14 protein-coding genes and 1 tRNA gene are annotated in these 13,629 nt (G+C 44.7%); 3 read left to right on the top strand and 12 right to left on the bottom strand.

All coding sequences use genetic code 11. From position 1 onward, the window contains the following. Positions 1-6 precede the first annotated feature (6 nt). The gene (locus A7sIIA15_RS00855; RefSeq protein ID WP_095685377.1) at positions 7-1,110 is read left to right on the top strand and encodes a Gfo/Idh/MocA family protein; all 1,104 of its coding nucleotides are present in this window, start codon (positions 7-9) and stop codon (positions 1,108-1,110) included. After that, a complete protein-coding gene (locus A7sIIA15_RS00850; protein WP_095685376.1) occupies positions 1,110-1,970 on the top strand; it encodes a nucleoside hydrolase in 861 nt (286 codons plus the stop codon). The genes A7sIIA15_RS00855 and A7sIIA15_RS00850 overlap by 1 nt, the downstream gene beginning before the upstream one ends. Here the strand turns inward: A7sIIA15_RS00850 and A7sIIA15_RS00845 are convergent, their stop codons facing one another. The 11 genes from A7sIIA15_RS00845 to A7sIIA15_RS00795 all read right to left on the bottom strand — a co-directional run bounded on the left by A7sIIA15_RS00845 (position 1,971) and on the right by A7sIIA15_RS00795 (position 12,789). After that, complete coding sequence (locus A7sIIA15_RS00845; RefSeq protein WP_095685375.1) at positions 1,971-2,852, bottom strand: hypothetical protein; 882 nt, start codon at positions 2,850-2,852, stop codon at positions 1,971-1,973. Continuing rightward, entirely contained in the window at positions 2,849-3,742 is an 894-nt protein-coding gene (locus A7sIIA15_RS00840; RefSeq protein WP_095685374.1) for a carbohydrate kinase family protein, read from the bottom strand. The genes A7sIIA15_RS00845 and A7sIIA15_RS00840 overlap by 4 nt, the downstream gene beginning before the upstream one ends. Continuing rightward, positions 3,739-4,452, bottom strand: a complete 714-nt coding sequence (locus A7sIIA15_RS00835) for a FadR/GntR family transcriptional regulator (protein WP_095685373.1) — start codon at positions 4,450-4,452, stop codon at positions 3,739-3,741. Before A7sIIA15_RS00835 ends, A7sIIA15_RS00840 begins: the two co-directional genes overlap by 4 nt. 1 nt (position 4,453) lies before the next feature. Next, complete coding sequence (locus tag A7sIIA15_RS00830) at positions 4,454-5,200, bottom strand: carbohydrate ABC transporter permease (protein WP_420021908.1); 747 nt, start codon at positions 5,198-5,200, stop codon at positions 4,454-4,456. Positions 5,201-5,268: 68 nt separating this feature from the next. Next, positions 5,269-6,117, bottom strand: a complete 849-nt coding sequence (locus tag A7sIIA15_RS00825; RefSeq protein WP_095685371.1) for a carbohydrate ABC transporter permease — start codon at positions 6,115-6,117, stop codon at positions 5,269-5,271. A gap of 113 nt (positions 6,118-6,230) precedes the next feature. Continuing rightward, the gene (locus A7sIIA15_RS00820; protein WP_095685370.1) at positions 6,231-7,679 is read right to left on the bottom strand and encodes an ABC transporter substrate-binding protein; all 1,449 of its coding nucleotides are present in this window, start codon (positions 7,677-7,679) and stop codon (positions 6,231-6,233) included. Positions 7,680-7,713: 34 nt separating this feature from the next. Beyond that, positions 7,714-9,114, bottom strand: a complete 1,401-nt coding sequence (locus A7sIIA15_RS00815) for a hypothetical protein (protein ID WP_095685369.1) — start codon at positions 9,112-9,114, stop codon at positions 7,714-7,716. 105 nt (positions 9,115-9,219) lie between these two features. Beyond that, complete coding sequence (locus A7sIIA15_RS00810) at positions 9,220-10,284, bottom strand: M24 family metallopeptidase (protein ID WP_095685368.1); 1,065 nt, start codon at positions 10,282-10,284, stop codon at positions 9,220-9,222. Between the two features lie 10 nt (positions 10,285-10,294). Continuing rightward, positions 10,295-11,041 carry an amino acid ABC transporter ATP-binding protein gene (locus A7sIIA15_RS00805; protein ID WP_095685367.1) on the bottom strand — a complete coding sequence of 249 codons (747 nt, stop codon included), beginning with the start codon at positions 11,039-11,041 and terminating at the stop codon, positions 10,295-10,297. Then, positions 11,041-11,907 (bottom strand): amino acid ABC transporter permease, encoded by an 867-nt coding sequence (locus tag A7sIIA15_RS00800; RefSeq protein WP_095685366.1) that lies wholly within the window; start codon positions 11,905-11,907, stop codon positions 11,041-11,043. The genes A7sIIA15_RS00805 and A7sIIA15_RS00800 overlap by 1 nt, the downstream gene beginning before the upstream one ends. Positions 11,908-11,943: 36 nt before the next feature. Then, positions 11,944-12,789 (bottom strand): ABC transporter substrate-binding protein, encoded by an 846-nt coding sequence (locus A7sIIA15_RS00795; protein ID WP_095685365.1) that lies wholly within the window; start codon positions 12,787-12,789, stop codon positions 11,944-11,946. Between the two features lie 214 nt (positions 12,790-13,003). Between A7sIIA15_RS00795 and A7sIIA15_RS00790 the strand changes: the two genes are divergently transcribed. Then, a complete protein-coding gene (locus A7sIIA15_RS00790) occupies positions 13,004-13,489 on the top strand; it encodes a phosphate-starvation-inducible PsiE family protein (RefSeq protein WP_095685364.1) in 486 nt (161 codons plus the stop codon). 36 nt (positions 13,490-13,525) lie between these two features. On the opposite strand, the gene A7sIIA15_RS00785 is transcribed toward A7sIIA15_RS00790, so the two are convergent. After that, positions 13,526-13,610: transfer RNA gene (locus A7sIIA15_RS00785), tRNA-Tyr, on the bottom strand. Positions 13,611-13,629 lie beyond the last annotated feature (19 nt).

The raw sequence follows: 13,629 nt of genomic DNA, 5'->3' as shown, positions 1-13,629 counted from the left end.
GTTGCCATGAAAAGCGAGCTTCGGTACGGAATTATCGGTGCAGGCAGCATGGGCCGTGAGCATATTGAGAACATCAAGGTCATGGGCGGGGCGGTAGTTAGCGCTATCAGCGATCCCCATAAGCCATCTCAAGAGGCCGCCCTTGCTATGGCCCCGGGTGCCAAAGTATTCAGCGATCACCGAGCCCTGATCGATTCTGGTCTAGTCGATGCAATCATCGTTGCAACGCCCAATGACACACATGCAGCCGTACTTAAGGATTGCCTTGCAAGTGACATTGCTGTCTTTGTCGAAAAGCCTCTTGCAACAACAGTTGAAGATTTGAAATCTATTTTGGCCTGGGATGAGAAGCGAAGTGCAATGACATGGATGGGTCTTGAATACCGTTTCATGCCCCCAGTTGCTGAAGCTATTGCCCGTGCAAAAGAAGGTGAAGCCGGAAAAATTCACCAAGTAACCATTCGAGAGCACCGCGAACCGTTCTATCCAAAAGTGGATAACTGGAATCGTTTTGCCGAACGCACTGGCGGAACTTTGGTTGAAAAATGTTGTCACTACTTCAATTTGATGGACCTTGTTGTCGGCGAACAACCTGTTCGAATTTTTGCTTCCGGTGGCCAGAGCGTTAACCATTTGGATGAAAAGTACGATGGTAAGCAAGCAGATATGTTGGATAACGCCTATGTAGTTCTTGAGTATGCAAACGGTGCTCGCGGAATGTTAGATCTTTGTATGTTTGGCGAAGGCTCATTTGATAAAGAGATCCTCACAATAGTTGGCGATGAAGGAAAGATTGAATCCTTCTTACCTTCTCAAGTTGTCCGCGCTTCACGTCGTGAAACTATTGGAAAGCTCTCTGGTTGGAAGCAAGGAGCTAGTCGTGGAAGCGGGAGTGAGCAGAAGATTGTTCATAACTATGATGTGAAATACATGGGCCACCACTACGGTGCTTCTTATATTGAACACACTAAGTTCCGTGATGCGATTTTGAACTCAACTCCAGCGGAAGTAACGCTTAAAGATGGTGTAACAAGCGTGGTTACAGGCCTTGCTGCTCATAAGAGCATAAAAGAGGGCAGAGTTGTTGAAATTAAAGAGCTGTGGGGTTAATGCACACAATCATTCTCGATACTGATATCGGTAGCGATGTAGATGATGCTTTAGCTCTAGCAACGGTGTTGGGTTCTGAATCAGTGAACTTACTCGGTATAACTACTGTTTATGGTGACACCAAACTAAGAGCACGAATAGCCCATCATTTGTGCCACATCGCCAATAAATCAATTCCAGTCTTCGCCGGAGTCGAAACACCTTTATCTGGTCGCAAGGTATGGAGTACAGGATCTGAAGGAAAAGCCTTCTCAAATTTGAATCAGTACGCACTTGAAGATAGAAAAGCGGTTGAATTTCTCGTTGAAGCAGTAAATCAAAATCCAGGAGAAATTGAAGTAATAGCTATTGGCCCTCTTTCAAATATCGCCACTGCAATTATGCAAGCACCAAACTTTGCAAAAAATGTTAAACACCTTTGGATAATGGGAGGTGATTTCACCAAGGAGAAGATTGAGCACAACTTTAAATGCGATGTTGATGCAGCAAAGATTGTTCTTGAGTCAGAAATTTCCATAACAATTTTGGATTTACCCTCCTCACAAAAAACGATAATTAAGAAGGATGAAATAGAACAGATTAAAAACTCTGGGAAACTCGGCCCAATTTTGCACACTGAAATCCTGAATTGGATTCAGCCACGTCATCAAGATTGGACGACACCTCATGATCCAATCGCCGTATTAGCGATGCTAGAGCCAGAATTTTTTGATTTCTCGGAAATCGGATCTGTTCAAATTAGTGAAGACGGAAAGAGCGATTGGCGCTTAAATGAAGATGGAAATGTAAAAAGAGTCTCCCCCTCAAAGCCATTAGAGGCTGTTAGCGCCATGATTTCCCTCATTGCGAAAGTAAATTAGCTACCAGCTAGCCCAAGGCTTTGCATGGGTATCCACAATTTCAGCTAATTGCTCGAGGCGAGGAATTGAAACTTCACGCAAGGCCTTTGGAATATCTGCTGCACCAACAATGTCCGCCCATACTGCCCGTCCTGCAAGAAAACCACTAGCACCACCCATTGCGCAGGCTTTGACAGCATTATTAAAGAACGGTTGCTTCACTCCATTTGAAAGCACAACCCAGGGTGATCCGATTGCTTCAGAAATTCTTTCAGCATTTTTAGTAATTAGATTCAAATCGCCTTCACCGTGGAATGGAACTTCAGCCTTATAAAGATCTGGTTTCCAACTCGCAGCCTCTCTTGCCGCAATAATCAATTCTTCTTCACGATTAAAGGTTCTTGAGGTATCAGTTGGTGGTTTCACAATAATCTCAATAATTGAGGGTAATCCAGAAATCTTGCATAGCTCATTAAAGTCTTCAACAAGTTTTGCGCGTGAATCTGGTGATTCGTCATTTCGCCATAAAATCAAAAACTTTAATCCCACACTTCCGATATCACGCATACGAATTGGATCTACATCTGGATCAATTGCAGTATCTGTTGCTGCGCCGCCTGCAGGTCCGACTAATAGATCTGCTGCAGCGATTAGTCCACAACTGCCCTTAAGAGCTTTCTGCTTGATAATTTCATCTATGCCGAATTCTTGATCCACCAATAATGCCGATGCAAAAGGAGACAACTCTCGTGCAACATCTACTTTAAACTGCGTGAGTTGAGAATCTGGCACTGGAGTGGATTGGTGGACTGCAAACATTCCGCGTAACGCCTCACGCTGATCAACTGCAACCATTGCAAGTGCGCCAGATGGTCTTGCCAATTTAGTTAGTGGTGCCCTCATTTGTTTGCCTCCAGAAATGCATTGAGTTCAGATGTTGTTGGAATCATTGATTGGCCGTCTAAACCACGACATGAAAGAGCTGCAACTGCATTTGCTCGATGCAGCGCTTCTTGAAGAGAAAACCCATGGATGATTTGAGCGACTAAAGAGCCATGAAATACATCCCCTGCACCCAAAGTGCTTTTTACTTCTACCTTAAAACCAGATGAAGTGACTAATCCAGTTTCAGATGAATATCCTGAACTACCTGCGGATCCTTGCGTTGCAACAACGGTATTCCCACCCTTTAAGGAATCGTTTTCCAACGCAACTGCTAAATCAACACCTGGGTATCGAAGTGCCATTTGCCGATCAGTGGGCACAAATAAATCCACAATTTTAGGATCAAAATCTTCAACACCATATCCAGCATCAAATGAGATGAGTGGGCCACTGCCCCTGGATATGCCCAACTCTGCCAAGCGATTTATTCCAACATGGTCTACGTGTACCCATTGTGCATTAGATGCCAAATTTTTTGCAGCTGAATTTATAGGTGCTTGGTTTACGGGTTGACGTGTATTTATAGCGCGTGAACTTCTTTCTAATGAAGAAACAATTACGCTTCCCGCAGTCGGTGAGGATCCAATAGAAATACCTGTGGTGTCGACGCCTTCTTTTTCAAAAATTCGAAGTACTTCTTTCCCATCAGCATCATCCCCGATGGTTCCAATGATTGCAGTTTTGATTCCTTGACGGCTTAGCGCAACTGCAGCAACTGCAGCAGGGCCACCGCCGCCACGTGTAATGTCACGTGCTATGACTCTTTCATCTTCACTTGGATATTTATCTACTAATGCAACAGTGTCTATTGTTATTACACCAACACAAACGGCTTGAACAGTGCTCAATTATTTTCTTTCGCTTTAGCATCTGCAACTGCAGTTTTCCGAGCCCCAGTAATGTGCTTTAAGGTTAATTTTGAGGCAAGTTCTCCATCACCATTTTCAATTGCCGTCAATATTTCACTGTGCTCACTTCGAGAGATTTCAGAACGGCCAGGTAAACGAAGAGTCGTCTCCATAGACATTCTCATTACGTCTTGTAAAACATTGAGGGTTTGATTAATGAATCTATTGCCAGCTACTCCGACAATAGTTAGATGGAATTTTGCATCTAAGAGCTGAAGTTGATCAAAATCTATTGGGTGGGAAGCTGTCACGGTATCAATTTGGTTTAGCGTAGTGCGAAGTAATCGAATATCTTCTTTTGTGGCTTTTTCAGCGGCCCACTTAGAGGCTGGGACTTCAAGAACTTCACGTGCATCAAAAAGCTCATTTAGTCCATGCGTTTTAGTCATCATTGAAGCACGAAGCTCTTGCGCAACAATTGGCTCTTGAACAAAAGTGCCTTGACCATGCTTTATCTGCACAAGCCCTTGCGCCTGCAAAATATGTAACGCTTCACGCAAACTTGGGCGGCTAACCTCTAGTAAGTCAGCTAATTGTCGCTCAGGAGGCAGTCGGTCACCAGGATTTAATTTTTGAAGATCAATGAGTTCTACAAGTTGGGTAGCAATTCGGGCTGCACGCTGCGGGGCTAATGGTGTTATTGCGCTCATTTTAACCTTTCACCGCACCAGCAGTTATGCCAGCTATAAATGACTTCTGGAAGAACAAGTACATCACGACCATTGGAATAGATGCCACAAAAATCGCTGTAAACAACATACTAAAGCTTGAGAAGTACTCACCTCTGTAATCAATCAAAATCAAAGGAAGTGTCTTTTTACTCAATTCGCTAATAAGCATTAATGGATACAGCAAGTCATTCCAACAAATAACAAAGAGGAAGATACCCGTTGCACCCATTGCTGGGCGACAAAGAGGAAGTGCAATTGAACGGAAAATTCGCCAATGACCCGCCCCGTCAATGCTTGCTGCCTCAAACATTTCGCGGGATAAATCCTTAAAGAAAGCACTTAGAATAAAAATTGAAATCGGAAGGGTGAGTGCAATGTTGACCAGCACCAAACCAGTGAGTGAATTATTGAGGTTGAGTTTTACGAAAAGTACATAAATTGGGATGATATTTACCTGCCCTGGAATAGCTAGTCCAAGTGTAAAGAGGAAGAAGAGAACTTTTCCTGAAATTGTTATTGATCTTGCGATTGCATAAGCCGCCATGCTTGCCAAAATTAAGGTGATGAAAACAGAAAAAACAGCGACGATAACACTGTTTTTAAATGGAGTGATTAAACCACCAGAATCAAAGAGAGTTCGGAAATTATCTAGTGTCCAGTTTTTTGGAAGTGCCAAAGGAGTTGAGTAGATTTCAGCATCAGTTTTGAATGTACCTAAAACAACAATCGAGCATGGAATGAGAACGATAAATGCAAATGCTGTTAACAGGAAATTCTTAGTCGATTTGTACAGCATTATTTATCCCCATAATTCACTCGTAGAGTGCGTCTTTGAAGCCAAGTAATCAAAAGAACCGTGACCACAAGTAAGACAGATTGGGCAGATGCGTAACCAAATTTATAACTGGCAAAAGCCGTATTGTAGATCAAGGTTACGAGCACATCTGAGGCATTGTTTGGTCCACCCTGAGTCATTGCATAGACCAAATCAAATGCTCTAAAGCTTTGAATGGTTGTGTATGCAACAACAACTGCCGTTGTCGGTAATGCCATAGGCCACGTAATGTTCTTAAATTGTTGCCAACGAGAAGCGCCATCTACCTCCGCGGCTTCATAAAGCTCAGCTGGAATTTGCTGTAAACCAGCAACATAGATAACAACCATCTGTCCGGTGTGGAACCATACTTGGGTAATAGCGATTGCATAAAGGGCGTATCGACCGTCTCCCAACCAATTTATGCCTGGCTCATTCATTATTCCAATCGATTTTGCTGTTGCGTTAATTAGGCCGTAATTAGGGTTGTACAAAAACAACCAAATTAAGCCGACAGATACCGATGAAAGAATCGTTGGAAAGAAATATACAACGCGAAGAAATATTGTGGTTTTCGTATTCTTGAGTAAAAATGTTGCGAACAAAAGAGAAAAGGAAGTTTGTAGAACGACAACTACAAAAGCAAATTTAAAGTTATTGGCGACAACTTTTAGGAAAAGATCATCATTAGTTGCCAAATATGTGAAGTTTCGTGCACCTATAAATTCTGGAGGTAAAACTCCATCCCATCGTTTTGTGGAATTCCAAAGATTAGAAATCGATGGGTATAAATACAAAAAGGAATAAATCGCAAAAGCGGGTAATGCCATCAAGATTAAAACTTTTGAGTCGAAGAATTTTGCTTTCTTCTTTTTTGGGTGGCCAGAGCCAGCCCCACCGCCTGGAGCGGTGGGGCTGGTCTGGTTATCAACTAGTGTGTTAATTAAGCACCCAAGCCTTGCTTAATGATCTTTGATGTGTCTGCGAGTGTCTTGGTGATATCTGCACCACCGACAATTGCAATCAAAGCATCTTCAAGCTTGTCACGTACTACACCTTGGTTTAGGAACAAGAAGCGTGGTGCTAGAAGAAGCTTCTTACCCATGATGTCTGATGTATTTAACAGATCAACGTTGGCTGTGTAATCAACGTTGATTACTGAAACGTGCTGTGAAGTTCCAACTGCGTATTCCTGAGCAATTGGAGCAGTAGCCAAGAATGAAATGAATGCATTGGCAATCTTCTGATCTGTTGATGATGCCTTCGCATTCACACTAAGAATGAAGGTGTTGTTTGTGATTCCTTCATAGTATGGCTTCGCATCTGTAGTGATGAGACCCATAATCTTCATCTTTCCCTTCATATCTGGATTGAGCTTTGTTACTGAGCTCATTCCAAATGTTCCAGTTGGATAAATAGCAGCCTTACCAGCAGCAAAGTCAGCTGGAGCGACAGTGTCGGTGTATCCAGTTGCATTGGCTGGGAAGCAACCGGCATCAGCCATTTGCTTGTACTGCTTAGCAATATTTGTGAACCAATCGATTGTCAGGTCGGCACGACCCTTATCGATGTCAGTTGCATTCTTCAAAACTGTTGCATATGGAGCAGAGTTCATCATGAATGAATTGAGGATTTGACCTGCGTTACCGCGGGTAGCACCTGGCCATGCAAATGGGATATATCCCGCTGCTTTAGCTGTCTTACAGAATGCAAGAGTCTGTGTCCAAGTTGTTGGAACTTTCCAACCATTCTTGGTAAATAGTTCTGCATTGTAAATTGGGTTGTTAAATAGTGACTGGTATGGAAGACCGTAGATCTTTCCATCAACAGTTCCTGGTGTAAGAGCACTTTGGATGAAGTTCTGCTGAGCATAACGCTGAGAAGTTAGATCCTTCAACAGTCCAGCCTTCATGAAGTTATCGAACTGTCCACCGCGCATTGTTACAAAGGCAGCAGCCTTTGGATTTGCGCTGATCTTAGTTAGCGCCAAGTTACCGTAGTCACCAGAAGTCATGATTACCTGGTTGACCTTAGTACCTGGATGTTTAGCTTCGAACTTATCGATGATGCTCTGTAGAACTGCCTTGTCTTCTCCACGCCAGTGATGGAACTCAATAGTTCCCTTTGGTGGCGTAAGAGATGCAACTGGGGCTGCCTTTGAAGATCCAAGGCGCACACGCTGCCAAGTTAGCTTTCCACTTGAGCCTTCAGCGCAAATGAGTGAAGTTGTCTTTTGTCCTGTGCTTACACCTTCTGTTGTACATGCCTTGCCGAAAGTTGGAGCATCAGCAGCGTGTGCAACCGCAAGTGGAGTAATTACAAGTGCCGTAGCAACTAATGCAACTACACCAGCACGGAGTGAAGCAAAGGTACTTAGTCCTTTAGTTTTCATTTTTATCCTTGCTTTCCGAGGGTTAGTTTGTTGTTTACCATTCTGTGAGGGGTATCCCTAACTTTTTTGCCAGTTGACGAATACCTGGTCGCACATCGATCCATGAAATGACCAAGTGGTGCGGATATCCGCCAGTGACGATTCCATTCACTAAAGCAGCTGCATCAGGTTCAGTGATAACAGTTGCTGTATTGCCTTGGAAGTGATTGGGAGCAGGGATTGATTCCCCTCGGCTCACAACCATGCGTAGACCCGTGCGGTTGCTCGGATCCACATCCCGATCAATACGAAACAGTGTTACTGCTCCGGTCTTGAGCGGAAAATTACCTGCAACGCCTAATTTGCGATTGCAGTGGGTTGATTGGGTGGCATTTACTGGATCTGCTGCAAGTTTTGTTGCAGCTGAACCACAGTGCCATAAACGAACTAAACCTTGTGATGCATCAAGATCAACGATATCTACCAAGTAGTTTTCATCTGAGCCCAGTGATTCACAGACCATCATTGTTACTGCGCCTAAAACATCGCGCTCACATGTGGTGACAGTTCCACGATCTGAAAGTCGACCCAGGGATGAACAAATACAGGCACCTAAATCAGTTGGAAACTCTGGCCAGCAGCGAATTGCGATTGCGTCCAAAACTTCTTCTTTGCACCACTCATCGAGTGCGACTTCTACGCCATAAACCTTCTTTGCTTCTTCCACATTAACTGTAGCTAATGATGGCTGAGCAGCAACAGCGTTGGCATAGGCAAGTTCGCGAGCTTCTTGCTTTACTTCTGAAATTCTGCCAAAGGCATCATCAATCGTGATTTGACGAATATCTAAACCAAATGTTGAAAATATCTGCTTTGCATCATAAATGCATGGTGTGAAACCAATAGGTGCATCCCCAACTGCGCCAATCTTTTTACCACGCAGCCAATCCAAAGCTTTTTGTGCATCTGCCTCTGATCCAAACTTACCAGTGACGGTTTTTGGTGCTGATGCTTCAGGAAGTTTTCCTGCGAGCGCATCTTTAATTGCAGCGCGTACTTGTGGTTCATCAGCATTGCCATGAATGTGGCGAATAGATTGTCCGGCGTTCATTAATGCATGAGCTGCAAGGTTCACGCCACACATTGAATTCAATTTAAGGCGATCCCCAACGGCGCCAGGTTCGCGCATGGACCAACCAAGAACAGGGCCTTTAACTTTTCCAAGCAGTTCAACGGCAGGAGATGCATCTGAGAATGAGGCCATGAACAAGATATGTAGGTCAGCGTGTGGAAGTTGAACTGCTGCAACATCATCCACTGTCATCACTAACTCAGATGGCCCGACCACAGTGGCACCAAGCTCGGTGAGTAATGCTCGTGCGCTATCGAAATTTGCTTGAGCACATGCCAGGTCAAAGGTTGGGCGCGCGAGTGCGACGAGAGCAACGGTGCTCATTAAACCTCCAGTGGTAAGACCTCTTGGCAGAGCGTGCCACTGGAGTGTGTGCGAGTCAATGCCAGAATCGCAGTTTTGCGCCTTGTTATAGGACTGTGATGATTTTTAAGGGGTGAGCAAAAATGGTCTGGTCCGACCATTGACCTCAAAAGAGGGCCAATCAGGGTCCATCGAGAGGATTTTCACGCCTGAGTTCGTAGCAAGAATGGTGTCTTCGGCCTTAAAGCCTTTACCTGTTGGATTCCATGCGATCGGCTGATTATTGGCAATCAAACGCGCACTGCCCGTATTAGCTGGCCAATCACGAGGCAAAAATCCAGTTGGACCGCCCTGGTGATGCTTAGTCCATTCATCGCCATCAAAACCATTGGCTGGATAAGCAGCAATTGCTGCATTAACGGGATCTGAAAAGGGCTTGCCCACAACTGTTGCATCTAGCATCGCTGCTTCGACTTTATAGATTGCTTCATAGTCTTTTGCCATCGCATCTGAGATAGCTTCAAAACTAACAATGCGAGTAACGGAGGCAATTAATCCTTTGCGCTTTGCGCAAATGGATGCAGATACTCGATTCCCAACTACGGCATCCGTTGGCAATGGGTGTCTAAATTTATGCACACGCTCTTGACCAGCAACTCCTAAGAAAGCAATCTCAAGATCTGCTTGCCATAGTGCATGTGTAATCAATCCAGCAACATCTATTTCGCGATCACTGTTTGCAACCTGCTTCATTGCATTTCCTAAAGCAATCGCTGCATCTGAACAAATCTCTTTATAGCGCACTACATCTGACTCAATAAGTGATGCTCGAATAATCTCAATCTCAGTTCCCAAATCAATGCAATCTGCGCCAGGTTGATCGCTTCCAACTTTTGCACCAGTAGGAAGTTGTGGGTCGCGACCTTCTGACCACTTAATCGTCTTTACTGTTACTTCAATTGGAAGCTCTTCTGCTTTCAAACGCGGAGCCTCAACGACATTAGTTATTGCAGTGGCAGAGTCCTGAGTAATGATGAGATCAAAACACGCTGCATCAATAGTTGTTGGGACATGAGCCCGTCCTGCTATTGCCCAAGCCAGATTGGGATTGCGCCGTAGAACTATTGACTCAAGCCCTTTTTGCTTCATTAGCTCTCGCAGGGGCGCCATTCGCTCATTAAATGCACTCATTACTAAAACCCTACAGCCTTCCAGCTTGATGCACGCGCTTTAAGAACTCTTGAGTCTTTGGGTTCTTTGGCGCATGCAAAACATCTTGGGCCGAACCTCGCTCCAAAATGTTTCCAGACTCCAAGAAACAGACTTCATCTGCTACTTGTGTTGCAAAGCCCATCTCATGTGTTGCCAGCACCATGGTCATTCCATCGGACTTTAAATCACGCACAATACTCAATACCTCATTAACCAAAACTGGATCAAGAGCAGATGTAATTTCATCGAGTAATAACAGACGTGGGTTAAGTGCAAGTGAGCGAATGATTGCGACTCGCTGTTGCTGCCCTCCACTTAAGCGATCTGGATATTGATCGGCCTTATCTGCTAAGTCAAAGCGCTTAAGGAGAGCAAGGGCTGCGGTAGTTGCCTCATCCTTGTTCTTTCCTTGCACCTTTATCGGGGCAAGTGTGATGTTTTCAAGAACTGTTTTATGTGGAAAGAGATTAAAGGATTGGAAAACCATTCCTAGTTTGCGCCGCACTTCATCAACGTTGATGAGTGGATCTGAAATCTCTTCACCATCAAGAAATATCTGCCCATCATCAATTGATTCAAGCAGGTTAATGCAGCGAAGCAAGGTTGATTTACCTGAACCTGAAGCGCCGATTAAGACCGTGGCAGTGTGTTCTGGAACCGAAAGTGATAGATCATTTAAAACGAGCTCTGTGCCAAAGGATTTACGAATCTTGCTCAGTTCTAGGACGTTAGCCATTAGATAGCACCCTCTGAACTTTGAGCATTGGTGCGCTGCCTAATGGCGCGATCTGTGTAGCGGGTCATTGGAATTGTGATGAGCAAGAACAAAACTGCGGCAACTACATAAGGTGTGTAATTAAAGGTTCGAGAGGCATTAATCTGCGCTGCACGAACTGCATCTGTTACACCCAGAATTGAAACTAAACCTGTGTCTTTAAGCAGTGAAACAAAGTCATTAAGAAGTGGTGGAACAACACGTCTAATTGCCTGTGGCAAGACCACATAACGCATGGTCTGTCCTGAAGTTAAACCTAATGAGCGTGCAGCAGCCCGCTGGCTTGGGTGAATGGAGAGAATTCCACTTCGGATAACTTCGGCGACGTATGCAGAGTATGTGAGAACAACTGCAACGGTGCCCAAGAAAATTACATTGCTAGATATTCCCTTGAGCCGTAGTGCTGGCACACCAAAACCCACCAGCAAGATAATCAAGATAAGCGGTGCCCCGCGGAAAATATCAACGTATGCAGTTGCTAGAAATCTAAAGGGAGTCAGGGCTGGAGATTTAGTAGTTCGCAGGAGTGCAAGTCCTAGGGCAATGATGCCAATGGCTGCTCCCCCGATGAAGGTCAGCTGTAAGTTGATCCATAATCCCGCAATAACTGTTGGGAAAACCTCGCGGCCATAATCAATATCAAAGAAGGTTTTTTTAACTATTTCCCAGCCTGGGGATGTAACAAGAACGGTGAACAACGAGCCCAGAACTACTGTGGTTGAAACTGCGGCAATAATTCCTTGCCGTCTACTTATTCGCTTTCGTTCACCACGTCTTTGAATCTCACGTGAGCTTGGCGACCAAGCAGAGTTAACTCGCTCTGACATGGTCGCCAAACTACCGTGTTTACTTCTTTATTACGCTTATGGCTTCAAAGCTGGCGCGCCAGCCTCTGTTGCAAGCCACTTATCTGTAATGGCTGCCAATGTGCCATCAGCAGTGATTGCATCAACTGCGCCTGAAACGCAAGAAGTTAATGCACTGCCCTTGGTTAGCAAGAGACCAAATTGATCTCCTGAACCAGTTGAAGGCAACTGACCAACGATGATTCCGTTTGGAACTTCAACACCTGATAGATAGAAGGCTGTTGGTAGATCTACTACTAAGCCATCAATCTGCTTGTTCTTAAGTGCTGAAACACCTGCAGCGTTATCGTTAAATACCTGTGGCTTTGAACCAATCTGGTTTTCGATTGCATCAAGTGATGTTGTGCCAACTGCTGCACCTAGCTTTGCATCCTTGAGTTCAGCAAGAGTGGTCTTTCCATCAATCTTGCTTCCCTTGAAGGAAACGATTGCTTGTGGAGCTGTGTAGTAAGGAGATGAGAAATCAACTGCAGTCTTGCGCTCTTCTGTAATTGAGAATTGCTGCAAGTTGAAGTCAAAGTTCTTTTCTCCTGGTGTTACAGCTGAATCAAATGTTGTACGAACCCATGTGACATCTGCTGCATCAAATCCGAGTTGCTTAGCAACTGCGTATGCAACTGCACCTTCAAAGCCGTTTCCAGTCTGTGGTGCATCATCAATAATCCATGGGTAGTAAGCAGGCTCACCAGTTGCGATTGTTAGCTTGCCTTCAGTAACTGTTGCAAGATCTGCCTTGGCACATGATGCGCTTTCAGATGTTGCAGAATCAGATGAAGAACAGCCTGTAAGTGTTAGCGCAGCTGCAATTACAACTGCTGCAAAAATTCCAAAACGTTTTTTCACGGATAACTCCTCAAAGTCGGTGGATACAAGAGAAGGCTAATAAGGCAGTTCGGCGTTGTCTACACGCGATTTGTTTGCAAGAACGCGCCCCGCTTACAGCCACTAGAGGTAGCAGGCCAAGCCTGGGGATCGCACTTGGGTCCATTGAGCTCTACATATTGCAGGATTGCTAGCCTGGATTTACCCTTGATTATTCCAACGGAGGGCGGAGACGATGAAGTACAAGTCAGTTAAAGGTTTGCTAACAGGAGATGAGTCACTCATCCCTGTAACTTTCATCGACAAGCTGGAAGATATCTTGCACGGCTTTCTTGGAATACTTCTTTTTGTAGTTTCTATCTTGGCTGCCGGCTATACCTTGCAGCGCCTGATCGAAACTCGACCATTCTTTCCAGTTGGAATGATCCAAGGAATCAACGACATTTTGTTCGTGGTCATTATTCTAGAAATCATGCGCACAGTGATTGTGCGATTTACTGACGGAATTTTCCAACTAGATAACTTCTTGATTATTGGTGTTATCGCAGCGGTTCGACATATTCTGACAGTTGGTGCTTCTTTGACTATGGAGAAAGAAAAGACAACTGAATACTTCAACCGCGCACTTATTGAAATGGGCGTTAATACTGGAATTGTGTTAGCCCTTGTCTTTGCCCTGTTTTTATCACGCGCTGCACGCGCAAGATCTTCTGCGAAGTAGGGCTAAACAACTGCGCTCATTTTCATAAGCTCTTACTGGTGGCGGGTGAAGGATTTGAACCTTCGAAGGCAGAGCCGGGGGATTTACAGTCCCCTCCCATTGGCCGCTCGGGCAACCCGCCAAGGTCGAACAAGTACTGC

It is taken from the genome of Candidatus Planktophila vernalis, from assembly GCF_002288185.1.
Lineage (GTDB): Bacteria > Actinomycetota > Actinomycetes > Nanopelagicales > Nanopelagicaceae > Planktophila > Planktophila vernalis.
The sequence above is the reverse complement of the archived record's forward strand: the minus strand, read 5'-3'. Positions and strand labels throughout refer to the sequence as shown.